General features: G+C 49.8%; 14 protein-coding genes and 1 pseudogene. 4 read left to right on the top strand and 11 right to left on the bottom strand.

Annotation, left to right across the window (positions count from 1 at the left end):
• Nucleotides 1-304: 304 nt before the first annotated feature.
• The 7 genes from AB1756_02880 to AB1756_02850 form a co-directional block, all read right to left on the bottom strand.
• Nucleotides 305-2,008 carry a short-chain dehydrogenase gene (locus AB1756_02880; GenBank protein MEW5806281.1) on the bottom strand — a complete coding sequence of 568 codons (1,704 nt, stop codon included), beginning with the start codon at nucleotides 2,006-2,008 and terminating at the stop codon, nucleotides 305-307.
• Nucleotides 2,009-2,263: 255 nt separating this feature from the next.
• Complete coding sequence (locus tag AB1756_02875; GenBank protein ID MEW5806280.1) at nucleotides 2,264-4,129, bottom strand: cytochrome b/b6 domain-containing protein; 1,866 nt, start codon at nucleotides 4,127-4,129, stop codon at nucleotides 2,264-2,266.
• 232 nt (nucleotides 4,130-4,361) lie between these two features.
• Nucleotides 4,362-6,422, bottom strand: a complete 2,061-nt coding sequence (locus tag AB1756_02870; protein MEW5806279.1) for a cytochrome c3 family protein — start codon at nucleotides 6,420-6,422, stop codon at nucleotides 4,362-4,364.
• Entirely contained in the window at nucleotides 6,419-7,366 is a 948-nt protein-coding gene (locus tag AB1756_02865) for a cytochrome b/b6 domain-containing protein (protein ID MEW5806278.1), read from the bottom strand. The genes AB1756_02870 and AB1756_02865 overlap by 4 nt, the downstream gene beginning before the upstream one ends.
• Nucleotides 7,363-8,448 carry a hypothetical protein gene (locus AB1756_02860; protein ID MEW5806277.1) on the bottom strand — a complete coding sequence of 362 codons (1,086 nt, stop codon included), beginning with the start codon at nucleotides 8,446-8,448 and terminating at the stop codon, nucleotides 7,363-7,365. Before AB1756_02860 ends, AB1756_02865 begins: the two co-directional genes overlap by 4 nt.
• Before the next feature lie 46 nt (nucleotides 8,449-8,494).
• Nucleotides 8,495-9,205, bottom strand: coding sequence for a cytochrome b/b6 domain-containing protein (locus AB1756_02855; protein MEW5806276.1), 711 nt, complete (start codon nucleotides 9,203-9,205; stop codon nucleotides 8,495-8,497).
• Nucleotides 9,198-10,445 carry a cytochrome c3 family protein gene (locus AB1756_02850; protein ID MEW5806275.1) on the bottom strand — a complete coding sequence of 416 codons (1,248 nt, stop codon included), beginning with the start codon at nucleotides 10,443-10,445 and terminating at the stop codon, nucleotides 9,198-9,200. The genes AB1756_02855 and AB1756_02850 overlap by 8 nt, the downstream gene beginning before the upstream one ends.
• Nucleotides 10,446-10,674: 229 nt before the next feature.
• Here AB1756_02850 and AB1756_02845 point away from each other — a divergent pair, with 229 nt between their 5' ends.
• Nucleotides 10,675-11,151, top strand: a complete 477-nt coding sequence (locus tag AB1756_02845) for a hypothetical protein (protein MEW5806274.1) — start codon at nucleotides 10,675-10,677, stop codon at nucleotides 11,149-11,151.
• Nucleotides 11,152-11,177: 26 nt separating this feature from the next.
• On the opposite strand, the pseudogene AB1756_02840 reads toward AB1756_02845, so the two are convergent.
• A pseudogene (locus AB1756_02840) lies at nucleotides 11,178-11,273 on the bottom strand (hypothetical protein).
• 342 nt (nucleotides 11,274-11,615) lie between these two features.
• Here AB1756_02840 and AB1756_02835 point away from each other — a divergent pair.
• From AB1756_02835 to AB1756_02825, 3 genes are read left to right on the top strand one after another with little or no spacing between them, the layout of a single operon-like run.
• Nucleotides 11,616-12,806, top strand: a complete 1,191-nt coding sequence (locus tag AB1756_02835; GenBank protein ID MEW5806273.1) for a CaiB/BaiF CoA-transferase family protein — start codon at nucleotides 11,616-11,618, stop codon at nucleotides 12,804-12,806.
• Nucleotides 12,807-12,840: 34 nt separating this feature from the next.
• Nucleotides 12,841-13,290 (top strand): 4Fe-4S binding protein, encoded by a 450-nt coding sequence (locus AB1756_02830; GenBank protein MEW5806272.1) that lies wholly within the window; start codon nucleotides 12,841-12,843, stop codon nucleotides 13,288-13,290.
• Nucleotides 13,287-13,757 carry a Mov34/MPN/PAD-1 family protein gene (locus tag AB1756_02825; protein MEW5806271.1) on the top strand — a complete coding sequence of 157 codons (471 nt, stop codon included), beginning with the start codon at nucleotides 13,287-13,289 and terminating at the stop codon, nucleotides 13,755-13,757. The genes AB1756_02830 and AB1756_02825 overlap by 4 nt, the downstream gene beginning before the upstream one ends.
• Before the next feature lie 28 nt (nucleotides 13,758-13,785).
• On the opposite strand, the gene nrfD is transcribed toward AB1756_02825, so the two are convergent.
• The 3 genes from nrfD to AB1756_02810 are packed head-to-tail and all read right to left on the bottom strand — an operon-like array spanning nucleotide 13,786 to nucleotide 18,050.
• Entirely contained in the window at nucleotides 13,786-14,730 is a 945-nt protein-coding gene (gene nrfD / locus AB1756_02820; GenBank protein ID MEW5806270.1) for an NrfD/PsrC family molybdoenzyme membrane anchor subunit, read from the bottom strand.
• A gap of 5 nt (nucleotides 14,731-14,735) precedes the next feature.
• Complete coding sequence (locus AB1756_02815; GenBank protein ID MEW5806269.1) at nucleotides 14,736-15,386, bottom strand: 4Fe-4S dicluster domain-containing protein; 651 nt, start codon at nucleotides 15,384-15,386, stop codon at nucleotides 14,736-14,738.
• A gap of 45 nt (nucleotides 15,387-15,431) precedes the next feature.
• Nucleotides 15,432-18,050, bottom strand: coding sequence for a molybdopterin-dependent oxidoreductase (locus AB1756_02810; GenBank protein ID MEW5806268.1), 2,619 nt, complete (start codon nucleotides 18,048-18,050; stop codon nucleotides 15,432-15,434).
• Between the last annotated feature and the right edge of the window lie 250 nt (nucleotides 18,051-18,300).

The following is an 18,300-nucleotide window of genomic DNA, read 5'->3' as shown; positions in this document are numbered from 1 at the left end:
TGCTGAGACGAGGGATGTCTTTCCAGCGCCTCCATGCCCGATAAGGGCGATGTTCCTGATATCAGCAGTGTTTTGGACCTTCATCATCCGCTCCTTTCCGATCCGATCATCAAATTGGTATGAAATTTACATTTTTAAATTCATTAATATAGCATGCTCGCTCTTCATATTACAATAACAAAAGCCGTTGGATGCGTTCTGGCTCAGGTTGCTTTGCTGAGAAAGGCTTTGTTCGACCGAGCATGCATGATGCTCTTTCTCAAAGAGGGGAGAGTTATCTTATTGATGTGGAAAGGGGATTTTATCAGACTTTCATGCGCGATCCATGTTCCTCGGTTATGAAGATCCAGCTTATGAGTTTTCCGATATTGATCTCTTTCTCTTTAAGCCAGAAATCCCTGTCGCGATCGTAGTGACTCCCCGTCTCCGAGGAGTTGATCTTCCGGATCTCTTCTTGGATCTTCTTGAATCGGCTGTTCCATTTCTTCATGTTCTGAACGCGGAGATCAACCCATCCATCGTAAGCCCAGCGGTTGATGTTCCGAACGGTTGGTTTGCCTTCATCAAACGGCGTGGGGATCTTGATGGAAGGCCCCCGGAGAAGCCTCCTGCCATCAGGCATCAGGATGGGGATCCCAATGGAGATAATCTCGGCACGCAACGTTCTGTCTCGCTCTATGATGGTCGTCACATTCCTGGAAATCTCCGAAGGAGAGGTCTCTGCCGCTCTGTCCAGAGTCCTGTAAACTTTCTTGATCAGAAAAGCTTCGTAGAGAAGTTTCGAGAGGCGCGGAGGTCCCAGTATCTCAAAGGCGACGCTTTCCTTTTTGTATTTCTTCTCGAGTTCCAGCATCTGCTTGATGGCTCTCTCCCTCAGGGAGCCGGCCCGGTATGTAGGGCCCATCGTCGCATTGTCCAGAGCATTGATCACATCGTGACCGGAGTTAATCCCCTTGATCTCGAGGATGGTATTTCTGGCGATATCCTCCGGAGTGACGAACTCCATCTGGCCGAGGGCAGTAATTGTTTCGAATTCCCCCCTGCTGAAGAATCCGTTCTCTCCTGTATCGATGTAAACAGATCGCAGGATATCGTTTTTTCTGAGCCTCTCGAACTCTGCGGCAACATGAAGACTCCCGTTCTTCATAAGGTAGATCCCCTTTGAGGGCGGACAGTCATAGAGAGGAATAGTTGTTCCCTTCTTCAGGATAGGCCCGTAAGCGACGCTCTTCCAGGCAATGGCGGCGGTAGGCTTGATCTCCTTCGTGATTGGGGCATCGGGTGTTCTTGCCATCAGGAAAAGGAGCATCGTGTGTGCTCCTGCCATGACTGATTTACTCAGAAGCACTCTCGATGGCTTCTCCTCGCTGTGCGTGTAAGGAATATTCAGGCCCATTCCTCCCGTACCGCTCGTTCCTATCTTGATGTAGACCTTCGTTCCCGCGCTCTTCATGGATTCGTAGAGGATCTGGATATGCCGGACGAGTTGTGGCGTGTCGAGCGTGCAGAGATGCCTCTCGATGCTGGAGCGGAAGTCGTCATCTTCTCCGCTTTTAACCCTGTCGGAAGCTTTCAGGACTTCAGCCGCGCTCCTGTATATGTCTTGATAGGCAAGAGCCGTGGCCGTATTGATGCAGTCCACGATGATGTCAGGTTTGAACCTTCGGAGGATCCGGTAGAGATAGGACCTCTTTAGAAGAGCTTCATCCATCTTTTCCAGCACGTCGGAGATCATGAATCTTCTATACTGCTGGTTGTATAGGATCTCCTCGCGGGTTTTGTCCTTCAGGGAAGCCCTGACGAATATGTTTCCGCTTACGCCGCTCATCCTGGTCTTCGAACCCGGGAATTTTGATTTCATCTCTGTGATCGTCTCTTTGACTTCATCTTCGAAGAGGGAACATACGATGAGCTCTCCGGGCTCTTCCTTCATCAGCATCCTGCAGACGGCTGCGCCAACGAGTCCGGCACCTCCAAAGACGAGCACGGTCTTTCCCTTGATTTCCATTATCGAATCCTCTTATCTAAAGCAAATGAGCACTGCATAAAAGGGGACTTCCAAAAACTGAATTTTCTCCAGACCGCAAATGAGCTTTGACATTTTGATTTAATAATATGCCATATTACATCTAAGAAATCTATCCTGAATACTTAGAGGAGTTTCCCGATCCGATGGAATTCTTGACCACTGAGTGGCACTTTGCACGCTCGACGCGAAAGAAGCACACCCGAGCACATTTTCGTGCGACCAACCGAAGCGGTATTAATCCTTCTTGTTGTTTCTTTCAGTTTCTGCTTCGGATGATCCTTCAAAAAGCTGCTTATAGTGGAGAGAATGCTCCTCCTTGTACCATTTCCTGGAGACTTTTCCATCCCAGAAGGCAAAGTTTGCCGGATAAACATCGGGGTCGAATATGGCGTGATAGAAATGCCAGACGATGATGGCAAGAGTTGCAAGGATCGCCTCATAGAAGTGGATTGCTATCGCTACGTCGATCACCCATCTCGGGATGAACTGTGTTGTCGCGCTTTCAAACCACGCCATGAATCCTGTGATACTCATGACAACAATTCCCCAGACGAGAGCCCAGTATTCTGCCTTCTCGATATATCCGAAGCGAGCGAACTCCGGTCTAATCGAACTCAGGCCGAGATAGTACTTCATGTTCTGTATGAAATCGAACATGTCTTTCTTAACGGGAAAGAACTCTTTGAAGATCTGCCATCCCTCTTTAGTGAAGATGATGTAGCCGACATGATGGATACCCGCTCCCATAAGAAAGCTGGCGGCGATCCGATGCCCGAGCCGTCTCACCCATTCATTGCTTCCCATGAGCCAGGCGAACCAGGATTCCGGATACTTCAACGCAAATCCAGTGATGACTAGGACAAAGAAGCTGATGGTAAGCGTTAGATGCTGGATCCTCTGGTTCAGGTTCATCCGGAGGATGGTTCTATCCGGAGAGTGAAGATATGGCAGAGCCTTTTTCCTCCAGATCAACGCATTGTGGATCAGCATGGATCCTATTGTGAGAATGATGAGGCAGATGTAAAAGTTCCTCACCCATCGTGTCAGGATGCTGCCGATATCCTTTGAAATGCCGACTTCAATGTGTATCTTCCCCTTGGTAAAGTTCTCGCTTGCTCCGGGGTGGCATTTCCCGCAGGTAACTGCAAGGTTGTCCTTATGAATCGTTGATTTGGGGTCCGACGACGGCAGAATGTCATGAACTCCATGACAGCTGGCACAGTTTGCGGCGACCTTTGAACCAAGCTGCGAAGCAAGGCCATGATAGCTGTCGAGATAAGTGCGTCCTCGTGCTCCTGGCACGCCGAACTCCTGAGACAGTCGGATCCCTTCATGGCACTGAACGCAGGTCGTACGAGCAAGGGATTGTGCGGCAACGGATGAGGTCGGATCGATGTGAGGCTTGATTAGGTGAATGCCATGGCAGTCGGTGCAGACGGGGGATTGCCAGTTCCCCCTGTGAATGGCTCTACCGTGGATGCTCTGACTGAACTTTTCTTCGATTGTCTTATGGCACTGACTACAGGTCTTGGGGATGTTGAACTTGAAGATTGGAGATTCAGGATCGGCGCCTGAACGGATGTCATGGCTCTTATGGCAGTCTGTACAGATGGCAGCCCTCAGCTCTCCACTGCCTATCGCTTTACCATGAACGCTCTCCGTGTAAGAGAAGAAGGGCTGACCAGAGAAGCCGGCACTCTCCATGACGAATTTTTCGCTGTGACAGACCCCGCAACTCTGGGGAATGTTAGCCCTGTACGTTTTTGATTGTGGATCGCTTGAAGGAAGAATCAGATGAGCATTACCATGGCAGTCCAGGCAACTGGCAGCTTTTATGTGCTCTTCGCGAATGGCCCTGGAATGCATTCCCTCGTTGTAAGCGGCATCTGCTTCCGTGTGGCATTCCGCGCAGGAGACTCTTTTTGGTGCAGGGTCGTGAGGGTAGCTCTTCACGTCGGCATGGCAATCCGTGCAAGCGAAGGGGGCATGAATGGAGTTCTGATAACCCTTATCATCAACATGGACGCTGATCTTCTTCGAATCGATCTCTTTAATTAGAGAGGGGTCGCTGTGGCAGGCAAGACAATCTTCGTTGCTCATTCCGGCGCTATGAGTCCAGTAAAAGAATGCAAAAAAGGAGAGAATGAAGATAAGAATGGATAAGCGAAAGGAAGAACATGTTAATGAATTCACGAGTTTCATCATACTTACTTATGTGACCCTTTTAACTCCATTTATCAACCCGACATCTTAAAAGCTTTTTAAGATAACCCCAGTTGAAGGTTGACCTCTCTAAATTCTTTAATTATCCACAAGCTTTGTAAAACGCGAACTATTTCTTCTTTTCGAGAATCTTCTCGATCTCTTTCGCCCTCTTGATAAGATTCTCATAGATCTCCCGGGCAGCCATATAGTTGTGAACAGGGTTGGATGAATTCAGGAAACCCTGATCTTCCAAGAGAGCTTGCAGCTCTTTCATGTACTTTTCTCGAGATGCCCTGGGAAGGCTGGACCCTTCCAGGGCTTTTGCTAGATTGTCCAGGAGAACGGTCAGGGCTACATCCTTTTCCTCTGCTTCCCGTTCCCAGTCGATGAGCATCTTTCCGTATCCTTCATCATGGCAATCTATGCATTTCTGCTTGATGGCGTTAAGGCTCTGGTCTTTCGATGTGAGGTCGTGGCATGATGTGCAGGGAAGATCGGCCTGGAACATAATATCCTTCAGTGAAGGACCCTGGAACGTCTTGTAGTTTCCTGTATAGAACTTCTCTTCGGCGTGATGACATCTTCCACATTTTTCTTCTCCGCCATGGTGGCATTCCATGCAGCCTTCCTTCGTGATGATCCTCATCTTATGTTTTTCAGGTGAATGACAAACGGTGCAGTCTATTTCGATGAGGGAGCTGTGGAGAGAGTGGGGGAAACTTATGCCCATCTCTTTAAAGGTCAGTTCTTCCGGGATCCCGATGCGATCGTGGCAGAAAGAGGTGCAGTATTTTCCCATCTTCTGGAAGATCTCAGGCTTGGCAGGGAGAAGGGAGACATTGGAGGGTCTGACGATCCTGATGGCGAGTTCAGATTGCTCCCATGCTTCCTTGAGAAGCCTGTATGAGTAATCGATGTTATGAGCAGGTTTGCCTGACTGCACGAGTCTGAAATTGTAGATGGCATCATTCATCAGGGTAACGACCTCTTCCGATCTCGGATTCTTATTTGCCTCTTCTCTTTCAACGATCCTTTCCGCGAAGGAAACGGCGGACTCAACACTTCTGATGAGATTGGCTCCCTTACGAATCCAGTCATAGAGCATCAGGTCATATCCCTTTCCATGGCATTCGACGCACGATCTTGCCCTGCTCGTCACGATCTCCGCTTTAATGGCATCGCTTGGCTTTTCCCCTTCAGACCGGTGCTTGTGGCACCCATCGCAGGCCACCTGAGCGGCAAACATACGGCTGGGTGTATCGGCGACTCCTCTCCCGCTGGCTCCCATGTAGAGTTCTTTCTGCGACGCGTGGAGTTTCGCATGGCAGTTTTCGCATCTTACCTCGAGAGCCTGGATAAGCCGGACTTCGCCGTGCTCGATCGGCTCATGGCATTTAAAACAGTTGATGCCAACGTTCGTAACGTGGACCTTGTGGATGAAGAGAGGTTCTTGAGCCTTTTCAGCCCTTTCCACATGGCAGGAGTTGCATCTCTCCAGCGGAACGTCGCCGCTTCCGGAAGCCACATCAATGTGGCACTGATTGCAGGCAACGCCGATCTTCAGATAGGATTCATGGCTGAATGAGAACCCCTCATGTTCCACGATCTTCGTCGGGGTTCCATGGCAGGAAGGGCATCCCGTCATCGATTGTCCCCGCGTCGCTCCTTTGAAGTGACAAAGGAAGCAGACCTTCTCCGTTACAGCGATATGCTCTCCCTGAACGATCTGGGAGTGGCAGCTCACGCATTTTAGCTTTTCTCCCCTCTTTATCTTTCCGAGATGGTTCTGATGATCGAACAGGATGCTCCCTTTGAATTTAACCTTTTCGGAAAGAGCGCCGGGATGACAATTTGCATTGAGGCATCGCTTATCCTCGATGACGGCGATCGGTCTCGGGTTATATGTGTTCGTGACGTACTTGAGAGTATTGATCATATTGACGACGGGCCGGAACTTATGGCATTTAAGGCAGTTGTAGTTGTTGTGGTTCGATGTCCGCCATTGATCGTAATACGGTTTCATATAATGGCAGATCTTGCAGGAAGCAGGAAAAGTCGACGTGAAGTAGAACAGGAGGTTTGCCGAAATGAATATGAAAAACAAAAGGATGGAAAGATAGAAGATCCCCCTCTTCTCTCTGAGAAAGGTGTCTCCGATCTCTCTAAAGAATCTCCCAATCAATCTCATTGTTCTCGCTCAGCCTCGCGTTTCTTCTTACCTTCTTCCATCAATCTCTTGTATTCGAGCGGATGCTCCTCCATGATCTCTTCCTTCGTAATCCTTCCATGCCACCAGAGGAGGCTTCCCGGGAATTTGGATGGGTTGAAGTGAACATTGTAAAAATGCCAGATGACTATGGCGAGTGTTGCAAGGAGTGCCTCATCGCTGTGAGCCTCCTTGGAGATGTCAAGGATGAATTTGGGAAGATAGCGCAGTGAGAAGTTCTCGAACCAGAGCAGAGCCCCGGAACCGATCATGATGACGCATCCCCAGTAGACCGCCCAATAGTCGAACTTTTCCACATAGCTAAACCGGTCGAACTGTGCCTTCTCATTTGATTTTCCGAGGAAGTATTTTATCATGGTGATGAAGTCCTTGACATCCTTCCACTTGGGGATTAGGAGAAGGAAATCTCTCCGTCCATCCCGGCTCAAAAACGTGTAAAGCGTGTGGTAGATGGCGACGAAGATTAGGAGGCTTGCCCCGGCCCTGTGAAGTAGCCTGCTGCTTTCGAGTCCTCCGAGAGTATGGATAAGTTGTTTCATGAGCGGGGCATCAGGGAACTTCATCGGCATCCCGGTGATGATGAGAATAATGACGCTCGTGAAGAGTACCATGTGCTGGAATCGAAAATTTCTGTTGAACCGGATGAAGCTCTCCGCTTCAAGCTTTTTCTTCTCGATCTTTTTCTCCTTCTCCTCTTGCTCTTTCTTCTCGCGGTCTCTCCTGGCCTCTTCGAGGACCAGGATCTCCCGCACAACCTCTTCTTTGATCCGCTCCTGAACCTTACTCCGGACCCCTTTAATGATCTCATCATTGATGGTGACGCCTTTTCTCTCGAGATCGCGGATAATCTCTTCCACGAGCTCTTCTGATCGGACCTTCTTCTCGTTTCCCAGATCTTCGGTCATGAGTTCCTGTCTTCTTTTTCCTTCTTTTTTAAGATATTCGATTTTCTGTAGAAATCGAGGAGGATATGAAGGACAAGCCCGAGCATAGTCAGCAGAGTCAGATACTTGAAGAATGAAGCGACGTAATAGATGATTCCGGCTTCCTTCTTGCTGGCATCCATGTGGATCTTGCCTCTGGCATAATTCGTATTCGCTCCTGGATGGCACTTGCCGCAGGTTTTCGGAATGTTGTTGATGTAAATTGAAGATTGAGGATCCGAAGATGGACGAATATCGTGGACGCCATGGCAACTCGCACAGTTGGCAACCACTTTTGAACCGAACTTAACCGCGATCCCATGGAAGCTTTCTTTGTACGTGGCAACCTGCTCCACTTCAATGCCGTATTTGCCGACGATCGCCTCTTCTTCATGGCAATGCTCGCAGGTCTTTACGACATTGACCGGAAAAACAGGCGAATCGGGATCCGTTTTCGCCTGGATCAGATGTTCTCCATGGCATCCGGTGCAAGTCGGAGCTTCGATTGCACCTCTCTGATGGAAGGCAACGCCGTGGATACTGTTGATGTATTGACCGTAGACCTCGATGTGGCATTTCCCACAAGTTGCGCCAACTCGCTCTCTGAAAACCAGAGAGTCAGGATCCTTGGTATGCCTGATCGCATGATCCCCATGGCAGTGCTGACAGACTGGAGCCTTTTGATTTCCCTTCTCAGATTCAATTCCGTGGACGCTCCTCCGGTACTCTAGATAGGCATCAGATTGAGGTGCTCCCTCGAGATTCCCCTTGAAGTGGCATCGCGTGCAGCGCACCTTCGTGGGTGTGTCCTTATGGGGGATCTCCACGACGTCGTAATGGCAATCTGTGCAGATCTTGTTCTTATGAACGGAGCCGATGATACCTCCCTGATCGACATGAAGCTTGATCACCTGCCCATCTTCCCGGACCTTCTTGAAATCCTTCCTCCCATGGCAGATCATGCACTTCTGAATAGGGAGCGTTGCCAGTACGCTGGTAGAAGCGAGCAGAAAAGCTGTAATGAAACTGGCGATTAGAAAAATCGTTTTGATAGTGCTCTTCAATGCAAAACCTTCGATAAATTTATATGGATCGTTTGTGCCTTCCTCTCTAAGGCTGCTCCTTGTCCGAGTCTTTTATCCTCTCGTATTCAAGCGGATGTGTTCTCTTCAATTCCTCTTCGGAGATCTCACCGGTCAACCAGATGCGGTTGAACCGGAAGGGAAGAGAGAGATGGACATTGTAAACATGCCACAGAAAAAGAATGATGAAGAGGATGAGCCCCTGATATCCATGGATGATGGTCGTCAGGTCCATGACCCATTTCGGAAGGATGGTAAGAGCCTGATCCTCAAACCAGAGTATGAATCCCGTGTTGGTCATGAGAATGATCCCGACGAGGACTCCCCAGTATTGGAATTTTTCCTTGTAGCTGTAACGATCGTAGAGGGGAGCCATCACGGAAAGGCCAAGATTGGCTCTTAATTGATCGAAGAAATCCTTGAAGTCCTTTCCCCTAATCTTGAAGTGCATCATCTCGCGATGCCCTTCCTCTCTGAAAATGACGTACCAGACGTGATAGAGGCAAAGGATAATCATGGCAATGGCGGCCGTTCGGTGGATGTACCCCCTGGCCTCCACCCCACCTTCTATCTTGATCATGAGCGCTCCCAGCCATGTCTTGTGATACATGAGAGCAAGACCGGTCACGGCCAGGATGATCATCAGCACGACGAGCAAGATGTGCTGGATCCTCTGTTCAAGTGAGAATCTCTGGAACGTTCTTATTTTGCCTCTTTCCGCGGCAACCTTATCAGCCATGCTGATCCCTCCTCCCTTTTTCGCGCTTCCTCCCAATGGCTTCGAGAATGATGTGTGTGAGGAATCCGGCCACCAGGATCATTATGAACCAGATATAGAACTGCCTGACTAAGAATTTTCCAAGAGAGCTTCCGGGTTTTGCCTCGACATGGACTTTTCCTATCTTGAACTTCTCTCCTGCGCCGGGATGGCATTTCCCGCAGGTCTTCGAGAGATTGTCCGGATGGATGGAGGAGAGAGGATCGGCCGAGGGGCGGATGTCATGGATGCCGTGACAGCTTGCACAGTTGGCGACCATCGTTTCTCCAAATCTGATGGCGAGACCATGATAGCTGTCCAGATAGGTCTTCAACCGCTCACCCGGAGAGATGAACCGCTCGGCGAGTCTTTCTCCTTCGTGGCAATGCGAGCATGTTATGGGGATGTTCGTGGCGAAAACCAGGGAACCTGGGTCCGCCGGGGGAGCGATTCTGTGCTCGCCGTGGCAGTCCGTGCAAGTGGGAGCGAGGAGATTGTCATTATGGAGCTCTGTGCCATGAATACTGCCTGAGTATTGTTTCAGAATCTCTTGATGGCAGGAGCCGCAGTCGTCGGCAATATTCTTTTTATGTACCTGAGATTCAGGATCATCGGAAGGAAGGATGGCATGAGAGCCATGGCAATCGTTGCAAACGGCAGCTCTAAGGCCGGTTTCCGGAGAGATCCGCCCGTGGACGCTCTCGCTATAAGATATGAAAAACTCTCTTTTCGGAAGTCCCTTGATCTCTTCTATTCTCTCGTCCGCATGGCAGGAGAGGCAGGTTGATACGAGATTTGCAGTGGAGACCGGTGCCTGCGGGGATTTCACCGGCTGGATGCCATGACTTCCATGGCATGAAACGCAATTTGGAGCCTCTTTTATTCCAGAAATAAGGGCTTTCCCATGAATGCTCTGATAATAGCCTTGAGACTCCTTTGCATGGCATTGAGCGCAATCGACTTTCCTCGCTTCTGCTTTGTGGTCGCGTTTAGCAGCTTCTGAATGACAGGAAATGCAGCTCAGGTTTGAATGAATGGAACTCTGGACCTCTTCCTCAGAAAAGCCCTTCGCCTGCCTGGAACCAGGAGAATGGCAAGCCGTGCATTTGAAAACCTCTGCCTCGGCAGTTTTAGCCTCGGCGTCAAGAGAAAAAATGAGAAGTGACAGGATGATGATAAATGGTAATATTTTTCCAAGTTCCTGCATTTTTATTCTGTCCATAAGAAATCGGAAGATATGACGCATGAATTATGCCATTTCTGAGTCTATCTGAAGAAGACTGCGAAACCGGTTAAGTTCTTAAACTCTTTAAAATTTAAAGAATTCAAGCGTGCATCAGTTTAACAGGATTTTCATGAAAATTCTATTTGGATTTATTGGTTGTCCAACAAAAATAATTTGACTTTTTGGCTATTTGACTGTATTTAAGAAAAAAATTTGGAGGAGGAGTATGAGAATTAGATTCGTTCTATTGATCATTCTGGTTTTAGCGCTGCCATCCATCCCGGTCTTTGCAAAGGATATCACCGTTGGAGATTTCGCTTTGAAGTTAGCGAATGCCATCAATGTGAAAGTCAGTAGCGCCAGCGGTGCCCTGAGAATTCTCCAAGAAAGGGGCCTGTTTGATGCTAATCTGAAAGCCGATTCCATGATGACAGAGAAGGTTCTGGCAGATATTTTCATCCATGCGGGGATCAAGGCTGAGACCGTCAATCCGGTAAGGAATATCGATGAAGGCTTTGCCGATACCGTAATTTCAACCCTAACCGGGACTCTCGCAATGAATGCACCGACCACTCCCGCGCCCCAGAACCCCAAGAACGATGACGATGAAGCCAACAACAATGGAAATAAGACGCGTCCCAAAGGGCAGGAACCGAACAGCCGAGCCAATCCCAACGCCTTCAGCGGCAGGGAGGATGACTGAGCCTCACCAATAAGCCAATTTCTTATTCAGATAATTACAGTCTCCGCGTCATTTTCCGTTTCCACTACTCCATCGCTGTAAAGAGCGAGGATCTCTCCATTCTCCATCTGTTCCTGTTCGACGGCATATTGTGCTCGGAAAGAATGCCGAAAACGGCATCTCCCTTTTTCAGGAAAACATTCGCGCCACTCCTCCTCAGGATGAAAGGGAGATTATGATGTTGCGGAGTTCTAACATTTATATAGTAGTGATCTTCAGCAGGGCTCGTTGAATCACCTTTAGAAAATGATAGCTGCCGCCCATATTACCACAAGCTTCTATGATAAAATAGCGAAAAATATTGAGTTCATGGAGGGAGGTTTGTTTTGAAAGGGCAAGTCATGAAGAAAGTAATCTTCAAAGGGGAAGATGAGGGTCTGCTCTCTGCACGAGCGTAGCTTATCTGGAATTCTAAGGAGGTAAAGATGGCAGGACCACTGAAGGGTGTGCGCGTTCTCGATCTGAGCCGGATCCTTGCAGGACCATTCTGCTCTATGATCCTGGGAGATCTGGGAGCGGAGGTCATAAAGGTCGAAAGACCCGGCTGCGGCGACGACACGAGGACCTGGGGTCCACCCTTCATAGCGGGTGAAAGCACATATTTCCTTAGCATCAACCGCAGCAAGAGGAGTATCACGATCGATCTGAAGAGTAGAAGAGGCGTCGAGATCGTCAAAGAGCTTGCAAAAAAGTCAGACATCTTAATCGAGAACTTCCCGCCAGGAACAATGGAAGAGTTTGGACTGGATTACGAAACCCTTAGAAGCTTGAACCCTCGGCTCATCTACTGCTCGGTGACTGGATTCGGTCCCGATGGTCCCTACAGAAACAGAACGGGGTACGATCTTGTGGCATCAGCCGTCGGAGGGCTGATGAGCATAACAGGTGATGAGGGGGGGCCACCAGTAAAGGTCGGTATCGCTATAACAGACGTCGTAACGGGGCTGTACGCTAATGGAGCCGTCGTGGCTGCTCTACATGCGCGATCGAGGACGGGAGTGGGGCAGAGGATCGACATCTCGTTGCTTGAGGCTCAAGTGGCGGCTCTCATCAATGCGGCAAGTGCCTATCTCAACACTGGCTTCATCCATCGAAGACTCGGTACTGCTCATGAGTCAATCGTTCCCTATCAGGGATTCAGGGTAAAGGACAAATACATGGTCATTGCCGTCGGCAACGACAAGATATTCGCCAATCTATGCCATGCCTTGAATCTACCACATCTTCTCGATGAGCCGAAGTTCCGCACCAATGCTGACCGGGTGAAAAACAGGAGGGAGCTTGTCACAATCCTCGGCTGTAGGTTGCTGGAGAAGAGCTGCGATGAATGGATGGAGCTCTTCGAGAAATATTCCATTCCCGCTGGGCCAGTCAACAGCATCGATGAGGTCTTTCGGGACCCGCAGGTTCTTCATCGCAGAATGCTTCTGGAGATGGCTCATCCAAAGGCCGGGAAGGTAAGAATGGCTGGAATCCCGGTCAAGTATTCGGAGACGAAGGCCGAGGCGAAGCTTCCCCCGCCGCTTTTAGGTGAGCATACGGAAGAGATACTGAAGAACATCCTTGAATACAATGACATGGAGATCGAAAGACTCAGAAAAGAGAAGATAATTTAAATGCAAGTATCGACAATGAAATGGAAGTGAGAGAATGGGTAAAGAGCCAATAAAAAACTTAGAGACAGGCTGGGTGGCGGTTCTCGATGAGGAGAAATGTTCCCTCTGTGAGGTATGCGCTAACAAGTGTCCTACCTCGGCTCTGACGATTAATCAAATGGAAGACATGGAGGAGCTCGTCTTCGATTTCAGACTCTGCGATGACTGCAGGGGAGAGCCGCTCTGTCAGAAACTTTGTCCTGAGGAGGCCATATTCATCGAGCCTGCCGTTTCTCTTGAAGGCTCCACCGAATTGCTTGCGCCTGCCGTCCTCATGAAGGGAGTTCTCCTGAAGTGCCAGGACTGTGGTACCCCTTTTGTGCCAGGGAAGAAGATGGAGACCATCATCGCCAAAGAAAGAGTCGGGGGGAAGGATATTCAGAAGTACTGTCCTGACTGCCGCCGGAAGCGCCTCTTGAAAAAATTCAGCCCCACTCAACTATGATTCATCATATTGAATTCGGCAAAGAACTTCTTGATGAACTTATCTACACGTGCAGGAAAGCTCTACCGCAGAAGGCATATGGTATCATTGCTGGAAAGGAATGGGAACATGCCGATGAGTTATACCCTCTCAGGACAAATCTCAGATCCGATGATGCCGAGATAGACAAAATCTTCGCATCCTATGGAGAGTTCTACTGTGACAGGGACAGAGGGTTCTGGATCGACAGGAGAGAGCAGCATCAGGTCTTCAAAGCGATCGAAGTGAAGGGACAAAGGGTCATCGGCATCTATCACTCGCACAGATTCCGCATGGCCGTTCCGTCACCGATCGACATCGAGCTCCACTACGATCCTGATGTTTTACTTGTCATCGTTTCTCTGGCAACTCTTGGCAGCCCGGATGTTAAAGCATTCCGAATCTTTGATAAGGAGTACCATGAAGCCAGAATAACCATTGTGCCATAACCCTCCATCGCGTTAAGGGCTGTTATTATTAAAGAGTGACGCGGGGAATCGTGTATTCGATGCCTGCTGCACGGAGCGGAGCCTTGACTCCAGCAGCCAGGACTACGAATCTAAGCAAGAGTCCTCCAATCAGACCCGGAATCGTGGATGCAAAAATGAGGATGATAGTCGCTTCAAGAGGAGCTCTCTTGAAGAAGAGAACATCGATGATCTCGATCAGAATCGGAAGGAGCAATCCGACAGATATTACGCCTCCCCAGAAGTAGCCGGAAAGTTTCCCGCGAATAATGAGAAGGGCAGCAGCCCTGGATTCCACCGTCCTGTGCGTGGCCTGCAGGTAGGAGGCAATGACGATGAATTCAAGGATGATGAGAAGGATGTCAAGCTTAGCCAGTCTGGCAAGAGAAGCTTCTACTTCAGAACCTGTTCCGATTCCGTAACAGGAAAGTAATAGAAGGATTGCCATGACGCCTGTCGAAACGGCTGAAACGAGGAAGAGCAGGGGAAGAACCGCAGTGCTCCAGATGGGAATTGGTCTGGAAGCCCCTAGAAGAACGCCTGTATAGATCATCGTGAGAAGAGCGAAGATGAGATTAAGAGCACTGAGCGCGAGACGTAACCCCCGCATCGCCTCGAGCCACTGGAATGGCCAGAACCATGTCACGATGTGAATGAATCCGAGAACCATGAAGATGCTGATGATCCAGGTTCCTTTGGCGATCCAGGACGTTCCCGGATTCATGAAGGCACGGAGCGCACGCATCTTGACGCCCAGGTCGGCGATGAGGAAGAAAGTTCCGATGAAGACGAGGGGAAATCCAATGATGATCCCCGCGCGTGCTATGAACTCCCAGTGGAGAAAATCCGCGATGACTCCAGCGGCATAGCCGCCTGCTCCCACTCCTGCAAGAAAAAGATAGGCAGCTATCTTCCAACCCCATTCTGTCTGTCCTTCTATATTCTTTATTTCCATATTCCTTACCTTGGTGGTAGATAGTAAACGGCCGGATCCGAGCCAAACTCCGGATTCAGTTGAAAGCCCCGTTGTGTCTTGATCAATAGCGATATCTCGCTTTCCGGGTCTTCCAGGTCTCCGAAATACCTTGCCTTTGCCGGACAGGAAACGACGCAGGCCGGCTGCATCTCTTTCTCGACCCGCTCATGGCAGAAGGTGCACTTTGTGTTGATCCCCTCGCCATACTTGTCGAACCATTTTGCCCTCGCATAGTCATCGAACGGATTGGTGCTGTGCTCCAGCGGAGCGGGAAGGTTCTTGTGCTCTTCGAAATAGCTCCTATATTGCGGCACGGGATATCTCGCTCCATAAGGGCATGCCAGGACACAGTATCGACAGCCGATGCACAGTTTCCTGTCGACGACGACGATCCCGTCATCGCGTTTTGTCGTCGCTTTCGTGGGGCAGACCTTCTTACATTCAGGGTCGTCGCATTGCATGCAGAGGATTGGGAGAGCCTGTCTTATAGCAGTTGGATACTTTCCAGTTTCTCCCTTTAGACACCTTCCCCAGAAGATCCCGGGAGGCGTCAAATGTTCAGCCTTGCAGGCTAACTGACAGGTGTAACAGCCGTAACATTTCTTCAGGTCTATGACAAATCCATATCTTGCCATATCTTTTCTCGCATTCTAATACTTGGATGACGAAACATTCTTCATTCATGCCTTGTAGACTTTAACCTTCACGCAGATGTCCTGGGTCAGCGTCAGTGGATCGGTGTGCGCAACGTCCATCTCGACGAGATCGTTGAAGAATACCCCTTTATCCTTTGCAATCGGTTGATACCTTGACCAGTGGCCGGCACAGGCAGCGATGGCAAGATGCTCAGGATGAATCCCTTCCGTGACGCAGAGCTTTCCGCTCACCCTGTGCCCTTCCGGATTCTCGACCCAGACCATGTCTCCATCCCTCAATTTTTTCTTCTTCGCCGTCTCGGTGTTGATCTGGATTGTGTATGTGTATGGATCCATCGAGGCGCACTCATCAAGCCATGGGTTCTGCATGGTCAGGGAGTTTGTGTGCATAGGGGCGCGCCAGTAAAAGGCGATCATGTCGAAATCCTTGGGTTCCTCAAGATGGGATGGGCAGGGATACCAGTCGGGAAGTGAGGTAAAGCGAGACCAGTCGATGATATCTGGCATCCCGAATTGCTCTGCCACCTTCCGCCCCTTCCTTCCGCCATCGGGGAAGAACTCAAAATAGATTGGGACCCTCACATTCAGGAACCACTTCCAGAAGATCTCTTCAACCTTCTTCGGCCAAGTAATGACTCCATCTTTCTTCAGATACTCGATCCCCTTGCCCGGTCCGAAACGATCCTTCAGGAGACTGTCGCAGATATCTTCCCAGGAATAATCCTCGCCTGCCTTGAGCCTGTACTCTTCCGACATCTCGCCGCCATACCGGATCGGGATGATTCTGTTTATAGCTTCATAGTATTTATCCTGGATGCCGAGCCTCTTGGCTATCTCTATCATGACCTCTGAGAAGTCCCTTCTCTCGTGCAGCGGTTTGACGACCGGTTGTCTGATCTGCCAGCCCCACTCCCCCAGTCCCTGCGGGTGGCTGAAGATCGACGGAAATGTGACGGCCGGCGCGTATCGTTCAAGGAAACAGGCGTCGGGAAGGACGATATCCGCGACGGCATCGGTGAACTCCGTGAGATAGATGTCGAATGAAAAGATGAACTTGAACTTCTTCAGGAAGTTCTCAGTGACCGCTTCCGCATTCCCCATCGTCATGACCGAGTTGGAACCAAAGTTGATGAGGATCTCAGGCCGATAGGGGATTTTGAACTTCTGCCATAGCTCCTCATTCTGCGGCGACATGATGGTGAAGGCGTTATAGACGGAAGTCGGGAACATATCCTGTAAGTCAAGCCTCGTCGGGGGCCTCGGCTCTCTCAATGGGTATGCCCTGTGGTCGTAGACCCATCCCTTCGCCACCATCAAACCATCTTCATCAGGGAACATGACTGTATTAGGCTTCCCCGTTGCAGGGTATCCCTCGCAACTCGGTGGACCAAGCCCGAGGGCGCTACCCACCGTATCAGCGGCTCCAACGATATGATTGAGAAGATCGATAGATAGACAGGTCCAGCCAGAATTAACGTGCCCCTGCGAACCCCTGAAGAAGATGGCAGCAACCGGGCGATACGGAATCTCTTTGCCATCGATTCTTACCGTGCTTCCGATGCGCGCCTGTTCTCCAAACTCTTTCGCGATTCTCCTGATGGTAGATGCCGGAATTGTTGTGATTCTCGAAACCGTCTCGACGGGATAGTTCTTTACATGCTCCTTGAGGAGCTCGAAGCCTGTTCTGCACTCAACGCCATCTACGGTGAATCTTCCCAGAAGAGCGTAATCCCTGAGGGATGGATCATCGAAAGGCTTTGCGGAATTATCGACCGGGTCCCAGATAAGAGGCTTATCGGTCTTCTTGCAGCGCAGATAGTATCCATCGGGCTTGATGAGGTAGGGGCCGTTCGTCTTCAGCTTGATGTATTTCTCGTCGTAGATTTCCAGTTCGTTGAGAAGAACGTTAATCATGCCAAGCGCAAGGGCACCGTCCGTTCCGGCCTTTATTGGAACCCATTCGTGAGCCTTGGAAGCCTGGGCGCTCAGGAAGGGATCGAAGACAACGGATTTGCAGCCCCGTGCCCTGGCATCGGCGGCGAGCTGTGCGTTCTGAACGGCAACGTGCCCGGCGCCATGCCCCTTGGAGCAGCCGAAATAGAGGATATACTCGCAATGTTCGAAGTCCGGGACGATGGACCAGGCTGCATGCATGATGCCATTCATAAAGTGCGCGCCGTTACCGCAGTGAAGTCCACCGCCGGAGACCCAGTAGTTTGAAAAGCCAAAGGCTCGCATGAAGGCGATGACTGCGAACCTGATCTCGCTCGTCTGCGTCGTTGTGGCCTGGAAGTAAACGGCTCTTGGGTCTTTTTCATAGACCTCCTTGAGCCTCATCACGATAATATCGAGCGCCTCGTCCCAGGTTATCCTCTTCCACTTCGGGTCGACTCCCAGCCCTTTTTGAGGATTCGTCCTCATAAGCGGGAAATTGAGGCGGTATGGATCGTAGAGTAACATCGGTGAAGCGCTTCCCTTGGCACATATCCTGCCGCTTCCTGCTGGAGCCTTGGGATTTCCTTCCACCTTGACAACGACACCGTCGACTCGGTTGACCAGGATGCCGCACTGACAGTAGCATTGCCCACAAGATGTGGGTATCCAGACATCTTCTTTGATCATGTTCATCTTTGATCTATCCATACTCATTTGGTTTTTTTGCAAGACATAACGATAAGATAAAAAGATTACCCGAAAATTAGCCGAAAAGTCAAGTGATTCTGTCCAATCAGGTTATCGTTTTATGATGCTTAAGATATGAGTTAAAATCAATAGTGTCCCAACGTTCGAATGACGACTAATCGTAACACAAAGAAATTATTGAGCATAGTTAAGGTAATGGTTTTTACCGATTTGGACATGGAATCCCTTCAATGCCATACTTCCTCGACTC

The organism is Acidobacteriota bacterium, from assembly GCA_040752675.1.
GTDB lineage: Bacteria > Acidobacteriota > Polarisedimenticolia > JBFMGF01 > JBFMGF01 > JBFMGF01.
The sequence above is the reverse complement of the archived record's forward strand: the minus strand, read 5'-3'. Positions and strand labels throughout refer to the sequence as shown.

Bases quoted from the DNA above. Each gene is read 5' to 3' on its own strand.
- AB1756_02880 (MEW5806281.1), bottom strand. From the start codon at position 2,008: ATGGAAATCAAGGGAAAGACCGTGCTCGTCTTTGGAGGTGCCGGACTC.
- AB1756_02875 (MEW5806280.1), bottom strand. From the start codon at position 4,129: ATGAGCAACGAAGATTGTCTTGCCTGCCACAGCGACCCCTCTCTAATT.
- AB1756_02870 (MEW5806279.1), bottom strand. From the start codon at position 6,422: ATGAGATTGATTGGGAGATTCTTTAGAGAGATCGGAGACACCTTTCTC.
- AB1756_02865 (MEW5806278.1), bottom strand. From the start codon at position 7,366: ATGACCGAAGATCTGGGAAACGAGAAGAAGGTCCGATCAGAAGAGCTC.
- AB1756_02855 (MEW5806276.1), bottom strand. From the start codon at position 9,205: ATGGCTGATAAGGTTGCCGCGGAAAGAGGCAAAATAAGAACGTTCCAG.
- AB1756_02850 (MEW5806275.1), bottom strand. From the start codon at position 10,445: ATGGACAGAATAAAAATGCAGGAACTTGGAAAAATATTACCATTTATC.
- AB1756_02845 (MEW5806274.1), top strand. From the start codon at position 10,675: ATGAGAATTAGATTCGTTCTATTGATCATTCTGGTTTTAGCGCTGCCA.
- AB1756_02835 (MEW5806273.1), top strand. From the start codon at position 11,616: ATGGCAGGACCACTGAAGGGTGTGCGCGTTCTCGATCTGAGCCGGATC.
- AB1756_02830 (MEW5806272.1), top strand. From the start codon at position 12,841: ATGGGTAAAGAGCCAATAAAAAACTTAGAGACAGGCTGGGTGGCGGTT.
- AB1756_02825 (MEW5806271.1), top strand. From the start codon at position 13,287: ATGATTCATCATATTGAATTCGGCAAAGAACTTCTTGATGAACTTATC.
- nrfD (MEW5806270.1), bottom strand. From the start codon at position 14,730: ATGGAAATAAAGAATATAGAAGGACAGACAGAATGGGGTTGGAAGATA.
- AB1756_02815 (MEW5806269.1), bottom strand. From the start codon at position 15,386: ATGGCAAGATATGGATTTGTCATAGACCTGAAGAAATGTTACGGCTGT.
- AB1756_02810 (MEW5806268.1), bottom strand. From the start codon at position 18,050: ATGGATAGATCAAAGATGAACATGATCAAAGAAGATGTCTGGATACCC.